The 19,661-nt window shown below is 32.6% G+C and carries 14 protein-coding genes; 10 read left to right on the forward strand and 4 right to left on the reverse strand.

Annotated elements, in window-relative coordinates; genetic code table 11:
* A partial coding sequence (locus tag VOI25_RS10835) for a T9SS type B sorting domain-containing protein (RefSeq protein WP_323788488.1) occupies window positions 1-143 on the forward strand: 143 nt, incomplete at its 5' end.
* A 1-nt stretch (window position 144) separates the two neighbouring features.
* Here the strand turns inward: VOI25_RS10835 and VOI25_RS10840 are convergent.
* Together VOI25_RS10840 and VOI25_RS10845 are read right to left on the reverse strand one after the other, a co-directional pair.
* Window positions 145-456 carry an antibiotic biosynthesis monooxygenase gene (locus VOI25_RS10840; protein ID WP_323789095.1) on the reverse strand — a complete coding sequence of 104 codons (312 nt, stop codon included), beginning with the start codon at window positions 454-456 and terminating at the stop codon, window positions 145-147.
* Window positions 457-459: 3 nt separating this feature from the next.
* On the reverse strand, window positions 460-6,045 hold the full coding sequence (locus VOI25_RS10845) for an alpha-2-macroglobulin family protein (RefSeq protein ID WP_323789096.1): 5,586 nt from the start codon (window positions 6,043-6,045) through the stop codon (window positions 460-462).
* 288 nt (window positions 6,046-6,333) lie between these two features.
* On the opposite strand from VOI25_RS10845, the gene VOI25_RS10850 reads away from it, so the two are divergent.
* The 3 genes from VOI25_RS10850 (at window position 6,334) to VOI25_RS10860 (ending at window position 10,584) form a co-directional block, all read left to right on the forward strand.
* Window positions 6,334-7,887 (forward strand): aldehyde dehydrogenase family protein, encoded by a 1,554-nt coding sequence (locus tag VOI25_RS10850; protein ID WP_323789097.1) that lies wholly within the window; start codon window positions 6,334-6,336, stop codon window positions 7,885-7,887.
* 130 nt (window positions 7,888-8,017) lie between these two features.
* A complete protein-coding gene (locus tag VOI25_RS10855) occupies window positions 8,018-9,391 on the forward strand; it encodes a DUF1800 domain-containing protein (protein WP_323789098.1) in 1,374 nt (457 codons plus the stop codon).
* A 2-nt stretch (window positions 9,392-9,393) separates the two neighbouring features.
* Window positions 9,394-10,584 (forward strand): DUF1501 domain-containing protein, encoded by a 1,191-nt coding sequence (locus VOI25_RS10860; protein WP_323789099.1) that lies wholly within the window; start codon window positions 9,394-9,396, stop codon window positions 10,582-10,584.
* A gap of 383 nt (window positions 10,585-10,967) precedes the next feature.
* Here the strand turns inward: VOI25_RS10860 and VOI25_RS10865 are convergent, their stop codons facing one another.
* A complete protein-coding gene (locus tag VOI25_RS10865; protein ID WP_323789100.1) occupies window positions 10,968-12,101 on the reverse strand; it encodes an ATP-binding protein in 1,134 nt (377 codons plus the stop codon).
* 6 nt (window positions 12,102-12,107) lie between these two features.
* Window positions 12,108-12,971: an aldo/keto reductase gene (locus VOI25_RS10870; protein ID WP_323789101.1), complete on the reverse strand. Its 864-nt coding sequence runs from the start codon at window positions 12,969-12,971 to the stop codon at window positions 12,108-12,110.
* A 104-nt stretch (window positions 12,972-13,075) separates the two neighbouring features.
* Between VOI25_RS10870 and VOI25_RS10875 the strand changes: the two genes are divergently transcribed.
* The 6 genes from VOI25_RS10875 (at window position 13,076) to VOI25_RS10900 (ending at window position 19,612) form a co-directional block, all read left to right on the forward strand.
* The gene (locus tag VOI25_RS10875) at window positions 13,076-13,645 is read left to right on the forward strand and encodes a DUF4382 domain-containing protein (RefSeq protein ID WP_323789102.1); all 570 of its coding nucleotides are present in this window, start codon (window positions 13,076-13,078) and stop codon (window positions 13,643-13,645) included.
* A 152-nt stretch (window positions 13,646-13,797) separates the two neighbouring features.
* The gene (locus VOI25_RS10880) at window positions 13,798-14,799 is read left to right on the forward strand and encodes a MoxR family ATPase (protein ID WP_323789103.1); all 1,002 of its coding nucleotides are present in this window, start codon (window positions 13,798-13,800) and stop codon (window positions 14,797-14,799) included.
* Between the two features lie 96 nt (window positions 14,800-14,895).
* Window positions 14,896-15,759, forward strand: a complete 864-nt coding sequence (locus VOI25_RS10885; protein WP_323789104.1) for a DUF58 domain-containing protein — start codon at window positions 14,896-14,898, stop codon at window positions 15,757-15,759.
* A gap of 78 nt (window positions 15,760-15,837) precedes the next feature.
* Entirely contained in the window at window positions 15,838-17,451 is a 1,614-nt protein-coding gene (locus tag VOI25_RS10890) for a hypothetical protein (RefSeq protein WP_416376070.1), read from the forward strand.
* The gene (locus tag VOI25_RS10895) at window positions 17,451-18,455 is read left to right on the forward strand and encodes a VWA domain-containing protein (protein ID WP_323789106.1); all 1,005 of its coding nucleotides are present in this window, start codon (window positions 17,451-17,453) and stop codon (window positions 18,453-18,455) included. Before VOI25_RS10890 ends, VOI25_RS10895 begins: the two co-directional genes overlap by 1 nt.
* 119 nt (window positions 18,456-18,574) lie before the next feature.
* Entirely contained in the window at window positions 18,575-19,612 is a 1,038-nt protein-coding gene (locus VOI25_RS10900) for a VWA domain-containing protein (RefSeq protein ID WP_323789107.1), read from the forward strand.
* Window positions 19,613-19,661 lie beyond the last annotated feature (49 nt).

A 19,661-nucleotide genomic window follows, 5' to 3' on the forward strand; every position in this document is an offset into this window, starting at 1 on the left:
TAAGTCCTACTAGTGAGGGTTGGAATGGTACCTATAATGGAAGTCCAATGCCAACAAGTGACTACTGGTTTGTAGTTGAGTACATAGAACCTAATACATTACAACAAAAAGAATTTAAAGCCCATTTTACGCTTAAAAGGTAACTTAATCTTTAAAGAACTCATATTCGCGTTCGACCTTACAAATTCTGACTTTATACCAATTGTACCAATCTTGTCTTCCTTTTTGTTGCGCTACTAAATGATTAGTTTGTTGTTTCCAGTTTTTGATTGCTTCTAAACTGTCCCAATAACTGACTGTAATTCCAATAGAATCTCGTGCACTTTCAATAGCTAAAAAACCATTTTGAGCTTTTGCTAACGTTTCCATTTGATTTGCCATGTCATCATAACCTTCTGTGTTTTCAGAATGTGTAGACGTAAATATAACTGCGTAGTATGCTATATTGTTTTTCATATATTACTTTTCAACTGTAATCCAACGTCCTTTAGTTCTAACAAAAAAGTCATTGTCATACATAGCTTCAACTTGTGTTCCTGGTAAATAATAATGTCCCAAGTAAGCTGCATTCAACATAACCGTAAAAACTTTGGTTTCGCGACTACTATCTTTCCTACCTAAATCAAAATAAAAGTTTACTCGATCATCTCTAATATCTGTATATCTTGCAGTACTTGTTGTCGTATCTCCAAAATCGGTAAACCGTGTATTGACAATTTCCCAACCTGAAGGAAAAATTTGAGTCAACGCAATATCATTTAAATTTCTTTTACCTTGGTTACTAACACTGATTCTAGCAACTATATCTTGGCCTTGTTGGAGCTTTGATGCATCAACCCGATTGCCTTTTAAATCTGTATAAATTACAGACACACTTAATCCACGTTGTTCGGCTAATTCTTGTCCTAAAGGTAATTTACCAGAATTTAAAACTCTTATGTAAACTAAGTTCCTTTCGGCATTTTCTAGAATTAAAGTATTTGAACCATCAACTACCGTGAGTTCTCGCTGTGCGATAGAGTTTTTAGTATCAATAGTTTGAGTTTCACCATTAAAGCTGTAGGTGAATTTCATGTTTTTTCCACCATTAGCTTCCACCAATTTTGCCATTGCCAAAAGGCTGTATGCGGTGGTTTGTGTACTCATCCAACGGTCGGTAGACAAATCTTTAGCAATTTCTTTTGACAGTGCTATTACTTTAGGATCTTTAGTAATTATCATGGTTTCTAGTGCCATAGCTCTATTGCGATTTACAGATCCATAAGAGTAATAATTATTGTCATTAGGCTGAAAGTCAATATTAGCTATTCTTGATAATTGTTCACTTGCTTCTTTTTGTCCAGCTAAAGCATAAGCAGCTGCTAATCGCCATTTTGCTTCATTCGAAATTTCCTCGAATTCACGTAATCTGTTCATTGATGCAAGGTCTGGACTTCCAGCTAAAGCTAAGGTATATAGTCTGTAGGCTTGTGCTAAATCTGAATTATATCGTCTATAACTTGGTCTCCAATCTCGAGCTGCTTGCTTTTGATATCGCAACCAATTACTCTTAAATGTCAAAGGCAACACAAACCCTTTCTTTTCAGCTTCAATCATAAAATGTCCAGCGTAACTTGTTCCCCAATCATTAGCACTATTTTCTCCTCTCCAATAACTCAATCCTCCATGTGGTCTTTGGAAATTACCCAAACGCTTAATGCCATTCTCAATATTAGATTGAATTTTTTGCTTTTTCTCATATTTTAAATCAAAAATATCATTCAAGTACAGCTGCGGAAATACACCAGAAGTTGTTTGTTCTACACAACCATGAGGATACTTAATTAAGTATTGTAATCGTTTAGAGAAATCCATTGGTGGAAGCGTTGAAAACTCAACCGTTGCAAAATTAGATCCAGGAACTCCGAATGTTGAAAATTCTAATGTTTCTGTTGCGTTTGCTTCTAGTTCTGCATTTTCGAATTTTGAAGTTATCGGATTTGGATTAACGACGTCTAATTCTACTTTATAAGTCGATGTTTCTCCATTTCCAGTTGCAATCACTTCCACAGTATTAATGCCTTTTGCTTTTCTAACATCTAATTGGAAATACGCCATTTTCTCATCAGGTTTTGAAAATGATAATTGTTGTGATGTATTGCCTACCACTGAAATTCCATCACTTAATTTTAAACTCAAATTGACGTTTTTAACTTTAGATTCCATGGCAAAAACGGTAACGGGAAGTGTAACTTTCTCACCAGGACTTAATTTTCTAGGTAAGGTTGCTAATACCATTAATGGTTTTTTAACCTCAACAGATTTGTCTGTGCTTCCATAAGCTTCCGTTTCATTATTTCCAGCAATAACCATTGTACGCACTGCACCAATATAATTAGGGAGTTTAATCATATGAGATTTTCGCCCACCAGCTTCCAATTCAAATGGGCCTAAATAGGTGACGACAGGCTTAAAACGATTCGCTTTTTTGTTTTTTCCTTTAGCAGCACTGCCATCACCACCAATTGCAAAGACTTGATCTATACTTCCTGAATATGCACCAATAACATCATCAAAAATATCCCAAGTTTTCACACCAAGCGCTTCACGAGAATAAAACTCATTCCATGCATTCGGTGTTTTAAATCGAGTCAAGTCTAATAAACCTTCTTCGACCATAGCGATAGTATAGGTCATTGATTTATTGTTCTTTTCAGTGATAAATACTTCAAACTCTTGTTCAGGTCGTAAGACACTTGCCATCCTAAGTTCTGGTTCGAGAATTGTTTTTGGATCTTCAACTAAAATTGGAATAACACCATACAACCGAATTGGTAAATCGTTACTTGTTATGGCATGCGGTTGTAAAAGGGAAATATTGAGAAACACATTTGGAGCCATTTCAGACGTAATCGGAATGTTAACAGTTGTTTCACCTTTTTTAGTTTTCACCCATTTGTGTTCAATAACTTCTGAACCATTTTCAATACTGACTAATGCGCGACCTTCACTACCAGACGGAAATTTAACAGTAGCAGTTTCACCAACATTATATTTATCCTTATCTGAAGCAAATACTAACATTTTAGCAGCTTCCTTATCATTTCCAGCTGAGAAGCCTGACCAATTTTTATAGAAATATGCGGTTCGTCCAGTTGCATGACCACTTACAGGATCATAAATCCTTATGAGGTAACGTCCTCTATCATTTTCTGGAATTTTTACAGTAAACGAAGTTTTTCCATTTGCTCCAGTTGAAGCTTTTTGTTCAAGAATTGGCCTATGGTAACTACTGGACACATAGTTTGATAAGTTATCGTAAGAGGAATTCCACCACCAGCGCCATTCAATTTTATAGACTTTAATTTCTAGATTATCACGTTTTACAGGATTACCATTTTTATCAACTACAGCTAGGTCAAATGTTTGATTAGTATCTGTAAAGTAAGATCCATAATAGTTGCCATCAGGAGATCGTAAACCTACATAAGATTCGAATGGTGAATATGTTTTAGTAAAAGCATCTAATGAGAAATCACCTCCATTTTCAAAGGCTCTTACTAAAAATTGAGCATTCAACATGCCAGGAGCATTTTTACCAATATCGAGTTTGGTATTAATTGTAGCTTTTCCGTCTTCATCGAGATTAGCTTCAAATACATTAAGTTCTTCCGAATTGAATTGTCGTGTAGGATCTCTAAAAATGTAACCTTTATAATTTTTAAAACTGGTATATGAAGTGCTAAATTTTGCTTTAACTTCAGCTTTGATGTTTTTTGCTGGAGCTCCATGTAACCATTTTACATCGAGAGTTCCGTTTAGAGGATCTGTTCCCGAAAGGACTTCTTCCTCAAAATCAATTTTAATCTTTAGTCGGTTAGGTTTTACAGTTTCAACTTTTAAAGCCTTATAAAATTGTGCGCCACCAACAGATACTTTAGCATTGTAATTACCTGTTTTACCTTCAGAAGATGTAGGTACAATAAATGTATAAAAATTATTAAGGTTGTCTGAAGTTACATTTTTGTAGATGAGTTTTCCGTTTGGATCAGTCACTTCCAATTTTACAGGATGACCTTGCGGAAGTTCATTTGCTTTATCATTCAGCACAAACGTTAAGAATAACGAATCTCCAGGTCGCCAAACACCTCTTTCGCCATAGATATAACCTTTAAGTCCGCGTTGCAACCTATTACCAGAGACATCAAACTTACTTAAGGATAAAGAATTGCCATCAGTAAGCCTTAAGTAACTTGTATTACTGCCTTTTGAAACTATAGCGAAACTTGCAAATTTATTAGCTTCAACCGTTGCTAAACCATCACTGTTTGTAGAAGTGGAAGCAATTTCTTGCTGCTGAAAGTTGAACAATTTAATAGAAGCTCCAGTTTCAGGATTTGTGTTTAGAATATTTGTTACCGCAAAATAATAGGTGTTATTAGCACTTTGTTTTGCGATCACACCTAAGTTAGATGCTATCAAATTTTGGGACACGATTTTACTTTCATTATAAAACGTATCATGACAAGGGTTTTCACGTTGTCTCCAATTATAGGTGTAGTTTCGGTATCTATATGTGCGATTATCCCAATATTCTTCTTCTTTTAAATCTTCGTCTTCTGTGTTAGTATCTGCATAATCGCCTTCGTAATAGTAATCATCTTCATAATAATCATCATATTCATCCTCTTCACTTGACTCACTATTAGAATTTGCTTCACAATCATATAAGGAGTAATTTCTATTATAACTAAGTTCAACTCGGTAAATGGCTCCAGCATCTGCCTTAAAGAATTTTGATAAATCAATACTATAGGCTTTCCATTTTCCGGAATTCTCGGCCGCAGTTTGTAACTGAATGGTTTGTTTAGCAATACGTCGACCAACACGTTTTATTTCGTTTTGGTTATTGCTGTTCATGGGATTATCTTGAAGAAACTGTAGGATGTTATCTTCAAATATTTTAATTACTCTAACATCTACTGCACTAAGATTAACGGCTTCAAAATTGAATTTAAGATCGTTCGAATTTGGTAAAATGGTTCCGTTGCTAATTAAACGAATCGTTGGTTTTAGTTCTTCAAAAGAAATCACTTCAGAAAACGCTTGTTTTAGTTTATAACCATCTGTATTAGAAATGCCTTGAAAAATATCAACTTGAATATCTCCTACTAATTTACCTTCGGGATACACTTTGAGGACATTTCCATCAACACTAAATTTTGGGTTTTTTACATTTTGAATAGTGACCAAGCCATCAAAATTTTGCTGTTTTTTTAATGGATCTGAAAAGTTCACGGAAAGATATTGCTCAGGACTTTTTACAGATTCAACATTAATTATTGTGAAGTTATTTATTCCGGGAATTGCTAATTTGTTTTCACCTTTATTCTCTGCTTTTATCGATTTTCCATTCCATTTTACAATGATTTCTGAATCATCTACCATACGATTAATACTATCTATTCTAAATTCAAAATACTTTGAGTTTTCTATCAACTCATTAAAATGAATCTTTAAAGGTGTACCATTTTGTGAAGCTTCTACTAATGTTTTGGCATCTTCAATTGAAATGATATCAGCAGATTTAATAACCGCTTCTAAGTATTGCCACTTTTTAGAATACGACTGTAAGTCTTTTGTATTTAGACTAAAACTTGGTGTGATGGTTTTAAATTGAAACACATAATCCTCATAATTTTTAGGCATGTTTTTGTAGATTTTATCTAGCTTAACCATGACAGTATATTCTGTAGCAGATTCTAGATATTCATCTGGTGTAAATACCAAGGTATGTTTGTTTAAGGTTTTGAGAGTGCCTTCAGTATGTGGAGAAATTTTAATAAGATCATGAGTAATTTCTTGTCCTATTTCCCAACTATCAACATCTTTCGATAAATTAATAGTGATTGGTTCTGTTACAGATTGCAATCCAGAAGTGGTATAACTTATATAATCTCTATATTTAAATAGATTGTCTGTTTCTTGAGTAATGCTGTCTTTTTTCTTGCAAGAAAACACAAGCATCAGACATATTATAAGCAGTGAAAGCTGATTTATTTTCATGGTTTAAGATCTGTTTTTATGATTTGTACTTAAATTTCAAACCACCATTTTGATAGTTGAATACAGTAAAACTAAAGTATTCTATGCATTCATATGCTTCGATTATGTTATGTGTTATTGTTAAAATAGAATTCGTTGTTAGTTTCAAAGAATTCGTTTTTTTTCATTTCAATAAAGATTTTATAAGTGCTTTAAAGTTACATTATTCAATAAATTACATCAAGCAAAACTGACATTTTATTAGTAACTTCGCGTCAAAATTTAATAATTCATAAAATAGTATCATATATGGAAGCAATCGCTACCGATTTCGGAATAAAAGAAGCTTTACTGCAATTAGGTGTTAAAGATATAAATGAAGGGACGTCTACAGGTTCAAATAATTTTTCTAGTGGAGACATTATTGAATCGTATTCTCCAGTTGATGGTCAATTAATTGGAAAAGTAAAAACGACAACAAGAGCAGATTACGAAAAAGTAATGGATGCTGCTACTAGCGCATTTTTATCTTGGAGAGATAAACCAGCGCCACAACGTGGAGAAATTGTACGTCAATTTGGAAACAAATTAAGAGATTTAAAAGAACCATTAGGTAAGTTAGTGTCTTACGAAATGGGTAAATCTTTACAAGAAGGTTACGGTGAAGTTCAGGAAATGATTGATATCTGTGATTTTGCTGTTGGATTATCTAGACAGTTAAACGGACAAACAATTCCTTCTGAACGTCCAGGACACGTCATGAGAGAGCAATGGCATCCTATTGGTGTTGTTGGAATTATCTCTGCTTTTAATTTCCCTGTGGCAGTTTGGGCTTGGAATACAGCTTTGGCTTGGATTTGTGGTGATGTTTGTGTTTGGAAAGGTTCTGAAAAAGCACCTTTATGCTCAATTGCTTGTCAAAATATTATCGCAGATATCCTAAAAGAAAATAATTTACCAGAAGGTATTTCTTGTATCATCAATGGCGATTATAAAGTAGGCGAAATGATGACAACAGATACTAGAATTCCTCTAGTTTCTGCAACGGGTTCTACAAGAATGGGACGCATAGTTGGTGCAACTGTTGCTGAACGTTTTGGGAAGTCTTTATTAGAATTAGGTGGAAACAATGCCATCATTATTACACCAACTGCAGATTTAAAAGTAGTAGTTCCTGGTGCTGTATTTGGTGCTGTTGGAACATGCGGACAACGTTGTACATCGACAAGACGATTGATTATACACGAATCTGTTTACGATAAAGTAAGAGATGCTATTGTTGGTGCTTATGGTCAATTAACTATAGGAAACCCTTTAGATGAAAAAAATCATATTGGTCCATTAATTGATCATGATTCGGTAAACACCTATTTAGCAGCAATTGAAAAAGCAAAAGCTGAAGGTGGAAACGTATTAGTTGATGGTGGTGTTTTAGAAGGTGAAGGTTACGAAAGTGGATGCTACGTAAAACCAGCAATCATCGAGGCTGAAAATCATTTTGAAATTGTACAACACGAAACATTTGCTCCAATTTTATATCTAATGAAATACTCTGGAGATGTTGAAAACGCTATTGCTAAACAAAATGGTGTTGCTCAAGGATTATCTTCAGCAATAATGACAAACGAACTGAAAGAAGCTGAAAAATTCTTGTCTTATGCAGGTTCAGATTGTGGAATTGCTAATGTAAACATCGGAACATCTGGTGCTGAAATTGGTGGTGCTTTTGGTGGTGAGAAAGAAACAGGTGGTGGACGTGAGTCTGGATCTGATGCTTGGAAAATATACATGAGAAGACAAACTAATACAGTTAACTATTCTGATGAATTGCCTTTAGCACAAGGTATAAAATTCGATTTATAGCGATTACTTTAAAACAAAGACTTATAAAAACCGTTTCAATTATTGAGACGGTTTTTTTGTATCTAAATTTTTGGAATCATTTTTGAAAGCTTATAATTAAACTTAACATAAGTTATCGAGTCATATATCTATGAAACAACAAGATATTCAACATTTGTATTGGAGAGCAGGATTTGGAGCAACACCAAGTCAGCTTAATAATTTATCTACAATGGATAAATATCAAGTGGTAGATGAGTTGTTTCAAAATTCTTCAAATCCAAGTTATTTAGAAATTGATACGTCAGACTTACAGCCGTATTCTGGGATGTCAATTTTGAAGGACAAAATTAAACGACGTGAGTTCATAAATAAAAGCACAGATAAATTAAAAGAATTAAATGCAATTTGGGTCAACCAACTTGTCATAACCGATCAGTTTTTAAGAGAAAAAATGACTTTATTTTGGGCCAATCATTTTGTGTGTCGAGATAATAATATTTTTCATGTTCAGCAATATAATAATACATTAAGACATAATGCTTTAGGTAACTTTGGAGATTTTGTAAAAGCCATTTCTAAAGAAGCAGCAATGCTAAAATATTTGAACAATAAGCAAAATCGAAAACAAAAACCAAATGAGAATTTTGCTAGGGAATTAATGGAGTTATTTACGCTTGGAGAAGGTCAGTATACTGAGGAAGATATTAAAGAGAGTGCAAGAGCATTTACAGGTTATAGTCATAGTTTTGAAGGTGAATTTATACTAAGGAAGCTTCAACATGACTATGATTTTAAAACATTTTTTGGGCACACAGGACGTTATGATGGTGATGATATTATTGATATGATATTAGAACAAAAACAATGTGCTCGTTTTATCTGCAGAAAAGTATATAGCTACTTTGTAAATGATATCATTGACGAAGATAAAGTTGAAGAATTAGCAAGCGTTTTTTATAAAGACTATAATATTGAAAACCTAATGAGACATTTATTTATGTCAGATTGGTTTTATGATGAATTACATATTGGTTCAAAAATAAAATCACCAATTGAGTTTTTAGTAGGAATGTCTAGAACAGTTCCAGTGCAATTTGAAAGCACTAAAGATGTACTTAAAATACAGAAACTATTAGGACAGATGTTATTAAATCCTCCAAATGTTGCTGGATGGAAAGGAGGAAAAAGCTGGATTGATAGTAATACCATAATGTTACGATTGAAGCTGCCGTCGATCATATTAGCAAATGCTAAAATTTCGATTAAAGAAAAAGGGGAATTTGAAGATAGCTTTGAAAAGTATTATTCAAAAAAGACTAAAAACAGATTCGTATCGGCAAAGATTGATTGGGATGCGTTTGAAAGAAAATACAAGAAATCTTCCTTTGAAGATTTAAAGCAGCAGCTTATTATTCCGAAATTAAGTGAAGGAACCGAAACCTATGTAAAGACCTTAAGTCAAAACTCAAAACGAAATTTTTGTGTTCAACTGATGTCATTACCCGAATATCAAATGTGTTAATTATGGATAGAAGACATTTCTTAAAGCAATCCTCATTAGTAAGTAGCTTATTTTTCGCGCCTAATTTTGTAAAAGCATTCGAAAACATGTCAGCTTCTAGTTTAGGATATAAGCGTTTGGTGATCATACAACTTGCAGGAGGAAATGACGGTTTAAATACTATTATTCCTTTTAATAATGATGTGTATTATCGCAACAGACCATCAATTGGCATTCAAAAAAATAATTTAATTAAGGTTACAAATGAGCTTGGTTTTCATCCCAATTTGCAACCCTTAAAAAAATTATACGATCAAGGTCATCTCACAATTATTAATAATGTTGGCTATCCAAATCCGAATCGTTCACATTTCAGATCGACAGATATTTGGCAAACCGCAAGTCATTCAGATCAATACTTACAGACAGGTTGGATTGGTCGTTATTTAGATACATATGGTGATAAACCATACAATGCTATTGAGATCGATGATAGTTTGTCGTTAGCTTTAAAAGGACAAAACATAAATGGGATAGCGACTAAAAATCCGCAAGTACTTTTTAGAACGTCTCAAGATCCTTATTTTAAAAATGTTTTAGAGCACTATCAAGACGAACATTTGAGCGAGCATAATTTAGGTTATTTATATAAAACGATGATTGCTGCAGAATCTTCTGCTAAGTATATTTTTGAAAAGCATAAAACAGGGTATAACAAGCAAGAGTATCCAAATAACGAATTTTCAAATCAGTTAAAAACCACTTCAAGACTCATTAATTCTGGAATTGAAACTAAAGTGTTTTATTCGTCATTAGGTGGTTTTGACACACATGCTGGACAACCTATTAAGCAATCACGATTGCTAAAAATGTATGCAGAAGGCATTGAAGCTTTTGTTTCAGATTTAAAACAGCAAGGCACATTTAAGGATACGCTAATTTTAACTTTTTCTGAATTTGGAAGACGTGTCAAACAAAATGCAGCAAATGGAACAGATCATGGAGCAGCAAGTAATGTGTTTATTATTGGACATCAATTAAAAACACCAGGATTCTATAACGAAATGGCAAGTTTGTCAAACTTAGATGAAAATGGAGATATAAAATATACGATAGATTTTAGATCTATTTATGCAACCATATTGGGTAAGTGGCTGGCAGTTGAAGATAAAGCTGTATTAGACAACAGCTTTTCAAAATTAGATTTCATTTAATGCACTTAAAACAAAAACCTCGTTTCTTTATCGGTTACCCGATTGAAACAAGGTTTTTGTAATTGATTAATAGCAAGACAAATATGGTGAAAATAAGAGCTGTATTTCAAAAAAAACTATGAGTGGTAAATAAATCTGTATGAATGGTATTTATTCTTTTCAACTTGGTAAAAAAATAAAATTCTAATAGATTTTCAGAAGAATAGCAATCGTATAAAAAACAAAAACCTTATTTCTTATTCGACAAGTCGACATTGAAATAAGGTTATATGTAATTGATTAATAGCAAGACAAATCTCGTGAAAAGTTAAGTTCAATTACAATTAATTCTATAATTAGCAGAAAAAAATGGTCGAATGACAATTCGTGCTAAATTTCTTCGATTAACTGTATTTAACTTTCCTTAAAATTCGTGTTACTTCCTGATAGGAATCATAAATTGCCTCGCTATGCTTTTTTAAATAGGGTTTTGCCTCATTTAATTTATCAATTGCATCATGAAATAAATTGAGGTAACAAATAAGATAAGTTGCAGGAAGATTCCTCAAATCTAACATATCATTTTTGGTTAACGAAAGTCCTTTTTGCAGTTTTTCTACTAAAGCATTATTAGAATTATAAATATGATGCAATACCTTTTTATCAAATTGAGGCGGTTCAAATAGGAGTTTGGTATCAATATTATAATGTGCATTATCTTCAAAACGAATAATGGTTTCTTCTAATTCATAATATTTAAACGAGTTTTGGAGTCCGAGACTTACATATTCAACAATTTGGAAAGAGTTTTCATTAAACGTTATCGTTACTTCGTCTAGCGTAGAAAAAAATAAACGAACTTGTTCATTTATCAATTCAATATCTACTCTAGAGTAATAGACTTTATTTTTAACCGTTTTTTTCTGACCAGACCAACACAACACAAAATATTCTTTAAACACTTTGTACTGCGGATTGAAATCTTTTCTTTTATTCAGGAAATCAAAAACACCATCAAGTGTATATTGAATGTTGTTTTGAGCATGTGATTCAATTTCTGAAACGATTTTTGAATTTACATCTTTAATCTCTATATCAAAAACCTTAGGCATGCTCATGCTTCCATCTCTAAAAAATACAGAGCCACCATAATATTTCCAAATGTTCTTTCTAAGTGATGTGATTTTATCAATAGACCGAATAGTCACTAAGCCTACAACTTTGTTGTCTGGTAAGTGTGGAAATGGAATGTTTTCGTATTGAACAATTGGAGGATGTGATAAATAGGCATTGATGAGGTTCTGAATTTTGCTATCATCAAAAAAGTTAACACCAACAATTTTATTGTCTTCGTCTTCAACACCAATAACGATGTAAGAGTTGTTTTTAGGATTACTATTTGAAAGGGCACAGACGTGTTTTAAAAACTTTGCTTTTCCTTCCTTATGTGTAATGTCAATTTTTCGTTTTTTATCATAAAAACTGTTCTCATCATTGTGAGCCAATAAATTTTTAATTAAAAGGCGTTTGTTAATCATATATAATTAGGGCACTTTATGACCTTGTGAAGCTACTAGTATTTTAAACCAATCTTCTAGTGTTAATTCTATGCGTACAGCGTTTTTTGCATCAGTGATCCTGTTTTTACTAGTGGTACCAATAACAGGATGGATGTTAGCAGGATGTTTTAAAATCCAAGCTAACAATAATTGATCTTCAGTGGCATTATAAATGTCCATGAGTTGACCTAGTTGTTTGTGAATTCGTCTTGTTTGTTCTGTGTCTTCTTTAAAAACATTACCTAAAGGCGACCAAGCCATTGGTATTATGTTTTTTAATACCATTTGATCTAACGATCCATTATGCAATGCCGAATGTTGGGTTAAAGAAAATTCAATTTGATTCACGGAAATAGCTTCAGTATTTGAAACCAATTCAACTTGTGAAGGTGTAAAGTTTGAGACCCCAAAATTTCTGATTTTCCCTTGTTGTTTTAACATTGTTATAGCTTCAGAAATGGCATCGGGATGCATTAACGGACTCGGTCTATGTAATAAAAAGAGATCTAAATAATCTGTTTTTAAATGCTTTAAAGACGTTTCAGCAGACCATATTATATACTCTTTACTATAATCGTAGTGTTTTACTGTATTTGGTCTATTGTCACTGGTATATTGAATACCACATTTTGAAATGAGTTGAATGTTCTCTCTTTTTATACCACTTTCAGTAAAAGCATTTCCAAAGTCAGCTTCCGTAGTATAACCACCATAAATATCAGCGTGATCAAATGTTGTAATGGAATGTTCAAGACAGTGATGCATTAATGAAATCATGTCTTTTTTTGTATACTGCTTTCCCCAACTTCCCCAAGTCATGGTACCTGCAATTAATCGAGAATATGTCACTTTTTTTTCAGTTTATATAGATTTTTATGCAATTCATGTATAAAAATAGTCAAATCTTGTGTAATGAGGTATTATTGTTTTGTAATTATTAACCAACCAAAATCATGTCTTTTTTATACCATTCGAAAGTAGTATTAATTAGTTTACTAGCCATAGTATTGCTAACTAGTTGTACGAAAGAAGATGAGTCTTCTCTAATGGAAAATAGCTTAGTTAATGTGAAGCTCGTTGGCACACAAACTCAATTAAGTAAATTTAATCTTGAAATATTAGATGTGCAATTAAGAGTTTTAGAAGACGAGACTGACCCAAATGCTTGGTTAAGTTTGAATGCAATTAACACTGGAATACATGATTTAACAGATTATACAGACAATCAAGTACTAACTTTGGTTGATTTTGAACAAGTGCCTTCTGAATTTGTATATACTATCAAATTAGTTTTAGGAGATCATAATACTTTAGTGAAAAACGGTATGGAGTATCTCATCAATATAGAGACTGAATACGATAACGCTTCAGTCAATATCCTTGAAAAACAGTTAGTTGAAAATAAACTCTATGATTTTACAATAGAATTAAATATTGATGAATCTGTTCGTTTTTCTTCTCAAAATGAAGTTAAACTTGATCCAAAAATGAATACATTAATGCGACTATATAATCTGTTTTAAACCGATTAAAAATCTTATATTATAAAAGAGCAGTGCTGATAGTACTGCTCTTTATTTTTTAACCAATTCTTAACAGGAAACAAAGAAAAATTTTAACAATTTGCGGTACTAAATAAGTTAGATATAATTATTCGTTTTAAAATATATAAATAATGGAAGAAACAGGGACAATCGATATTAAATCGATCAATGAGAAAATTGAAAAAGAAAGTGCTTTTGTTGATTTATTAGTCATGGAAATGAACAAAGTGATTGTTGGTCAAAAGCATATGGTCGAACGATTATTAATTGGATTATTAGGTCAAGGACATATTTTACTTGAAGGTGTTCCAGGTCTGGCAAAAACTTTAGCTATTAATACCTTGTCGCAAGCTGTTGATGGTAGTTTTAGTAGAATTCAATTTACACCAGATTTATTGCCTGCAGATGTTGTTGGGACACTTATTTATAATATGAAGCTTAACGATTTCTCGATTAAGAAAGGCCCTATTTTTGCCAATTTTGTTTTAGCAGATGAAATTAACAGAGCACCTGCAAAAGTGCAATCGGCATTATTAGAAGCCATGCAAGAAAAACAAGTGACTATTGGTGACGAAACCTTTATTTTAGATAAGCCTTTTTTAGTTATGGCAACACAAAACCCAGTTGAGCAAGAAGGAACCTATCCGTTACCAGAAGCTCAAGTGGATCGTTTTATGCTGAAAACAGTAATTGATTATCCAAAACAAGATGAGGAGCAACTGATCATGAGAGCGAATCTTAAAGGTTCGTGGGATAAAGTAAATCCAGTAGTCTCAGTGCAGCAAATTCTAAATGCTCAAAAAGCAGTTAGAGAAGTCTACATGGATGAGAAAATTGAAAAGTATATTCTTGATATTATTTTTGCCACGCGTTATCCAGAAAAATATAAATTGGGAGATTTAAAGCCACTAATTTCATTTGGTGCTTCACCTCGTGGTAGTATAAATTTAGCAACAGCCGCAAAATGTTATGCGTTTATTAGACGACGTGGCTATGTAATTCCAGAAGATGTTCGCGCAATTGTTCATGATGTATTACGTCATAGAATTGGAATTACCTATGAAGCCGAAGCTGAAAATATAACTTCAGAAGACATTATAAATAAGATTGTAAACGAAATCGAAGTGCCATAGTAAATGCTACGCATCAGTACAAAGTATAAAGTAATTAGTATGTACTAACAACTTTGTACTCACTACCTAATACTAAATGAGCGAAAGCGAATGTAAATGGATACTAAGGAATTACTAAAAAAAGTACGAAAAATTGAGATTAAGACAAGGCGATTGTCTGATCATATTTTTGGAGGCGAATACCACTCGACTTTCAAAGGTCGTGGTATGACTTTTTCTGAAGTAAGACAATATCAGTTTGGTGATGATGTAAGAAATATTGATTGGAATGTTACTGCACGATATAATGAACCTTATGTAAAAGTTTTTGAAGAAGAACGCGAGCTTACAATGATGCTTATGGTTGACATTTCAGGATCAAAGTTGTTTGGTACTGATGAACAATTTAAAAATGAAATAGCTACTGAAATAGCAGCTACGCTAGCGTTTTCTGCAACTCAAAATAATGATAAAATTGGATTGATTTTATTTTCAGATCAAATAGAACTTTACATTCCCCCAAAGAAAGGACGCTCTCATGTATTAAGAATTATACGTGAGCTTATTGAATTTAAACCTAAAAGTAAACTCACAAATATTTCTGAAGCGTTAAAATTTTTATCAAATGTGATGAAAAAGAAAGCTATTGTTTTTGTGCTGAGTGATTTTATTGCAGACGACTATAAACAAACGCTTAAAATTGCAGCAGGCAAACATGATATAACAGGCATTAGAATTTATGATAAACACGAAGAACGTATTCCAAATTTAGGAATGGTTCAAATGCAAGATGAAGAAAGTGGAGAGCTTATTTTAGTAAATACTAGTTCTAAAAAAATTAGGACTAATTATAGTTCATTCTACCACGACAAAGTGAATTTCTATAAGGAGACATTCACAAAATCTGGCGCTGGAACCATCGATTGTCGTGTTGATCAAAGTTATGTAAAAAAGTTATTAGGCTATTTTAAAACAAGGTAATACAGTTAAAAAGTGAAGAGCATAAAAACGCATATAAATGAAAATAATAACAGAGTTACAAGGCTTTGGTTATTTGCTATTGCCTTTTTATTTGTGCCGTTTTATTTATCAGCACAGGTCAAATCTTCTATAGATTCTACTAAAATTAAAATCGGTCAGCAAATCACATTTAAGGTTGAGGTCGAAGCCGATACTACTGATTTGGTCGTATTTCCAGAAGGTCAAACATTTGTTCCTCTAGAAATGATTGAATCCTATAAAGTTGACACCACAAAAAATGATGCCAAATATCAACTAATTAAAAGGTACGGATTAACACAATTTGATTCGGGTTCGTATACAATTCCAAGGCAAAAAATTATTATTGGCACAAAAACATTTTTCACAGATTCGTTACGTGTTGAAGTTAATAATATTGACGTCGACACCACAAAACAAGGACTTTATGATATTAAACCTTTTATAGAGGTACAAAAGAAAAGCAGTAATCGTTGGTTAATTATTTTAGCGATTCTCTTGGCCGTAGCATTGGTTGCATTTTTATTGTATTGGTTTATTTGGAGGAAGAAACCTTTAACCGAAGAAGCTAAAATAGCATTGCTTCCACCTTATGATAGAGCGAAATTGGCTCTGAAAACATTAGATGAAAGCACGTATTTGGAGAATTCAGAACTGAAAGATTACTATTCAGAATTGACCTTCATCATCAGAAAATATCTTGACGAGAAAGTTTATGATAAAGCTTTAGAAAGTACAACCGATGAATTAATCTCTAGACTGAATCTTTTAAAAGATGCTAATCAAATCGAATTAAGTAAAGATGATATCCGAAACCTCGAAACTATTTTAAAGCGTGCCGATTTAGTAAAGTTCGCCAAGTCTGCTCCAGATGTCGAACTTGCCAAGTTAGATAGAAATACTATCGATATTGAAATAGATCACGTTAAAGAAGCGCTTCCAGAGCCAACCGAAGAAGAAAAACTGCTTAATGAGCAATATAAACAAGAACAAGAACGCAAAAAGAAGCGTAGAAAAATATGGATTACTGTTCTTATTTCGGTGTTGTTAATTATTGCAACTTTTGTTGGATTTGGTATGAAATATGGATTTTCTTACGTGAAAGATACTCTTACAGGTCACGAAAGTATAGCGCTTTTAGAAGGTGATTGGGTAAGAAGTGAATATGGCGTGCCTCCAATTACGATTAGTACACCTAAGGTTTTAAAACGAGAAGTAGTAGAGTTGCCTGAAGAGTTTAAAGACAAAATAAAAAATACGACATTTAGATATGTTTCTCTTAATTCGGGAATCGATATTCAAGTCAGTACAACAGGGTTTAATTATTCCGAAGAAGAGAAAAAACAACAAGCTACAGATGAAGCCAAAGCTCAAGAGTTATTAGCTACTTCTGAAAAATTCATAGAACGATTAGAGTCTCAAGGCGCTAAAGATATAACAGTTAAAAGAGAACAGTTTATTACACCAAATGCAGCTGAAGGATTAAAAACTTATGGTACAATGAACCTAGATATCAAAGGTGTTCTTGAACCAGCTAGTTATGCTATTATATTGTTTAAATCTGAAAACGTTAGACAACAAATTATCTTGCAATGGAGGAAAAATGATGATTACGCTAATCAAATGATTGATCGAATTTTAGATTCAATAGAACTTAAAAAAGCAGAGGAGTAATGTTAGAAGGGATAGAGTTTTTAAATAAAGAAATGTTCTGGTTGCTTTTACTATTGCCATTAGCAATTGTTTGGTATGTGTTGACCATCAAAAAACAAACGGCAGAACTTAAGATGTCAAGTATCAAAGGTTTTCAAATCACCAAATCGTGGTTAGCAAGTTTGAAGCCATTCCTATTTGTATTAAGACTTTTGGCTTTAGGATTATTAATTACAGCTCTGGCAAGGCCTAGAACAGTAGATGTGTCTTCAAAAACGAAAACAACTAGAGGTATTGATATTGTTATGGCAATTGATGTGTCTGCAAGTATGTTGGCAAAAGATTTACTACCAAATCGATTAGAAGCCTTAAAAAAAGTTGCCGCACAGTTTATTCAAGGCAGGCCAAATGATAGAATTGGACTTGTCGAGTATGCTGGAGAAAGCTACACAAAAACGCCAATTACAAGTGATAAAGCTATTGTATTACGTTCATTAAGAGATATAAAATATAATACCATTATTGAAGGTGGAACAGCAATTGGAATGGGTTTAGCAACTTCGGTAAATAGATTAAAAGATAGCAAAGCAAAAAGTAAAGTCATCATTTTATTGACAGATGGTGTGAATAATTCAGGTTTTATTGATCCAAAAATTGCGAGTGAACTTGCCGTTGAATATGGCATTAAAACGTATACAATTGGTTTAGGAACTAACGGAATGGCATTATCTCCAATTGCTATAAAACCAAATGGATCATTTCAATATGGAAGAGTGCAAGTTGAAATAGATGAAGAATTATTAAAAGAAATAGCTGAAGTCACAGGTGGTAAATACTTTAGGGCAACCAATAATAAAAAGCTAGAGGAAATTTATGGTGAAATCAATAAGTTAGAAAAAACCGAAGTTGAAGAATTTAAATTCTATAATTACGAAGAAAAATATAGACCACTAGTGATTTTAGCTAGTTTGCTTCTATTATTAGAACTATTATTAAGAAATACGATTTTTAGAAGTTTTGTTTAAAAAGTAAAAAGTAAAAAAGAGGAAAGACATTCATTATTTAATATTCGAAAATGAATTTTAAAATTATACTGTATTCATGGCAAACTGCTTACTGAATACTAATTACTGAATACTAATTTATGTTTCAATTAGAAGAAAAAATATGGTTTTGGGTTTTAATGGTAATTCCAGTAATTATCGTGCTTTTTATTGTGCTTCAAATTTGGAAGTATAAAGCTCAAAAACGCTTTGCTAATAAAACACTTCTTAAACGTTTAAGTCCGAATCAGTCCTTATTTAAATCTGTTTTAAAGCTCATTGTGTTGTGTTTAGCTTTTGCCTGTTTATCAATTGCTTTAGTGAATCCAAAAATTGGCACTAAACTAGAAACAGTTAAACGAGAAGGTGTTGATATTGTATTTGCGGTTGATGTTTCAAAAAGTATGTTAGCTGAAGACATCGCGCCAAACCGATTAGAAAAATCTAAACAATTGGTCACGCAAATCATCAATAATTTAGCAAGTGATCGTGTTGGTATTATCGCTTATGCAGGAAAAGCGTTTCCGCAGTTACCAATTACTACAGATTATGCATCAGCCAAAATGTTTTTGCAAAACATGAATACAGATATGTTGTCTTCACAAGGAACGGCAATTAGTGAAGCGATAGAATTGGCAAAAACCTATTTTGATAATGAAGAACAAACCAATAGAGTCCTCATCATTATTTCAGATGGTGAAGATCATACAGATGCAGCAGCTAGTGTTGCAGAAGAAGCGAGTAATGAAGGTATTCGTATTTTCACTATTGGTGTTGGTGATGTAAAAGGTGGACCAATTCCAATTAAAAGAAACGGGATTCTTTTAAATTATAAAAAGGATAATAATGGTGAAACGGTTATTACTAAATTAAATGAGGAAACTCTAAAAGGAATTGCCGAAGAAGCTAATGGGTCCTACATCAATGGGAGTAATACTAATGAAGTGGTTGATGCTATTAGAGATATCCTAAACAAAATGGATAAAACAGAATTTGAAGCCAAAGAATTCGCCGATTTTAAAGATCAGTTTCAGTGGTTTTTAGCATTTGCCATCTTCTTTTTATTTCTAGATATTTTCTTTTTAGAACGAAAAACAGGATGGTTGAAACGATTGAACCTTTTTAACGAGAATTTTTAACCTTTAATATAGTATTAAAATATTTTATAAAATCTTTAACTATAACACG

The organism is Psychroserpens sp., from assembly GCF_034670085.1.
Lineage (GTDB): Bacteria > Bacteroidota > Bacteroidia > Flavobacteriales > Flavobacteriaceae > Psychroserpens.

Coding starts and splice junctions, on each gene's coding strand:
- VOI25_RS10895 (WP_323789106.1), top strand. CDS start 17,451: ATGTTAGAAGGGATAGAGTTTTTAAATAAAGAAATGTTCTGGTTGCTT.
- VOI25_RS10900 (WP_323789107.1), top strand. CDS start 18,575: ATGTTTCAATTAGAAGAAAAAATATGGTTTTGGGTTTTAATGGTAATT.
- VOI25_RS10875 (WP_323789102.1), top strand. CDS start 13,076: ATGTCTTTTTTATACCATTCGAAAGTAGTATTAATTAGTTTACTAGCC.
- VOI25_RS10850 (WP_323789097.1), top strand. CDS start 6,334: ATGGAAGCAATCGCTACCGATTTCGGAATAAAAGAAGCTTTACTGCAA.
- VOI25_RS10885 (WP_323789104.1), top strand. CDS start 14,896: ATGGATACTAAGGAATTACTAAAAAAAGTACGAAAAATTGAGATTAAG.
- VOI25_RS10845 (WP_323789096.1), bottom strand. CDS start 6,045: ATGAAAATAAATCAGCTTTCACTGCTTATAATATGTCTGATGCTTGTG.
- VOI25_RS10855 (WP_323789098.1), top strand. CDS start 8,018: ATGAAACAACAAGATATTCAACATTTGTATTGGAGAGCAGGATTTGGA.
- VOI25_RS10880 (WP_323789103.1), top strand. CDS start 13,798: ATGGAAGAAACAGGGACAATCGATATTAAATCGATCAATGAGAAAATT.
- VOI25_RS10860 (WP_323789099.1), top strand. CDS start 9,394: ATGGATAGAAGACATTTCTTAAAGCAATCCTCATTAGTAAGTAGCTTA.
- VOI25_RS10865 (WP_323789100.1), bottom strand. CDS start 12,101: ATGATTAACAAACGCCTTTTAATTAAAAATTTATTGGCTCACAATGAT.
- VOI25_RS10840 (WP_323789095.1), bottom strand. CDS start 456: ATGAAAAACAATATAGCATACTACGCAGTTATATTTACGTCTACACAT.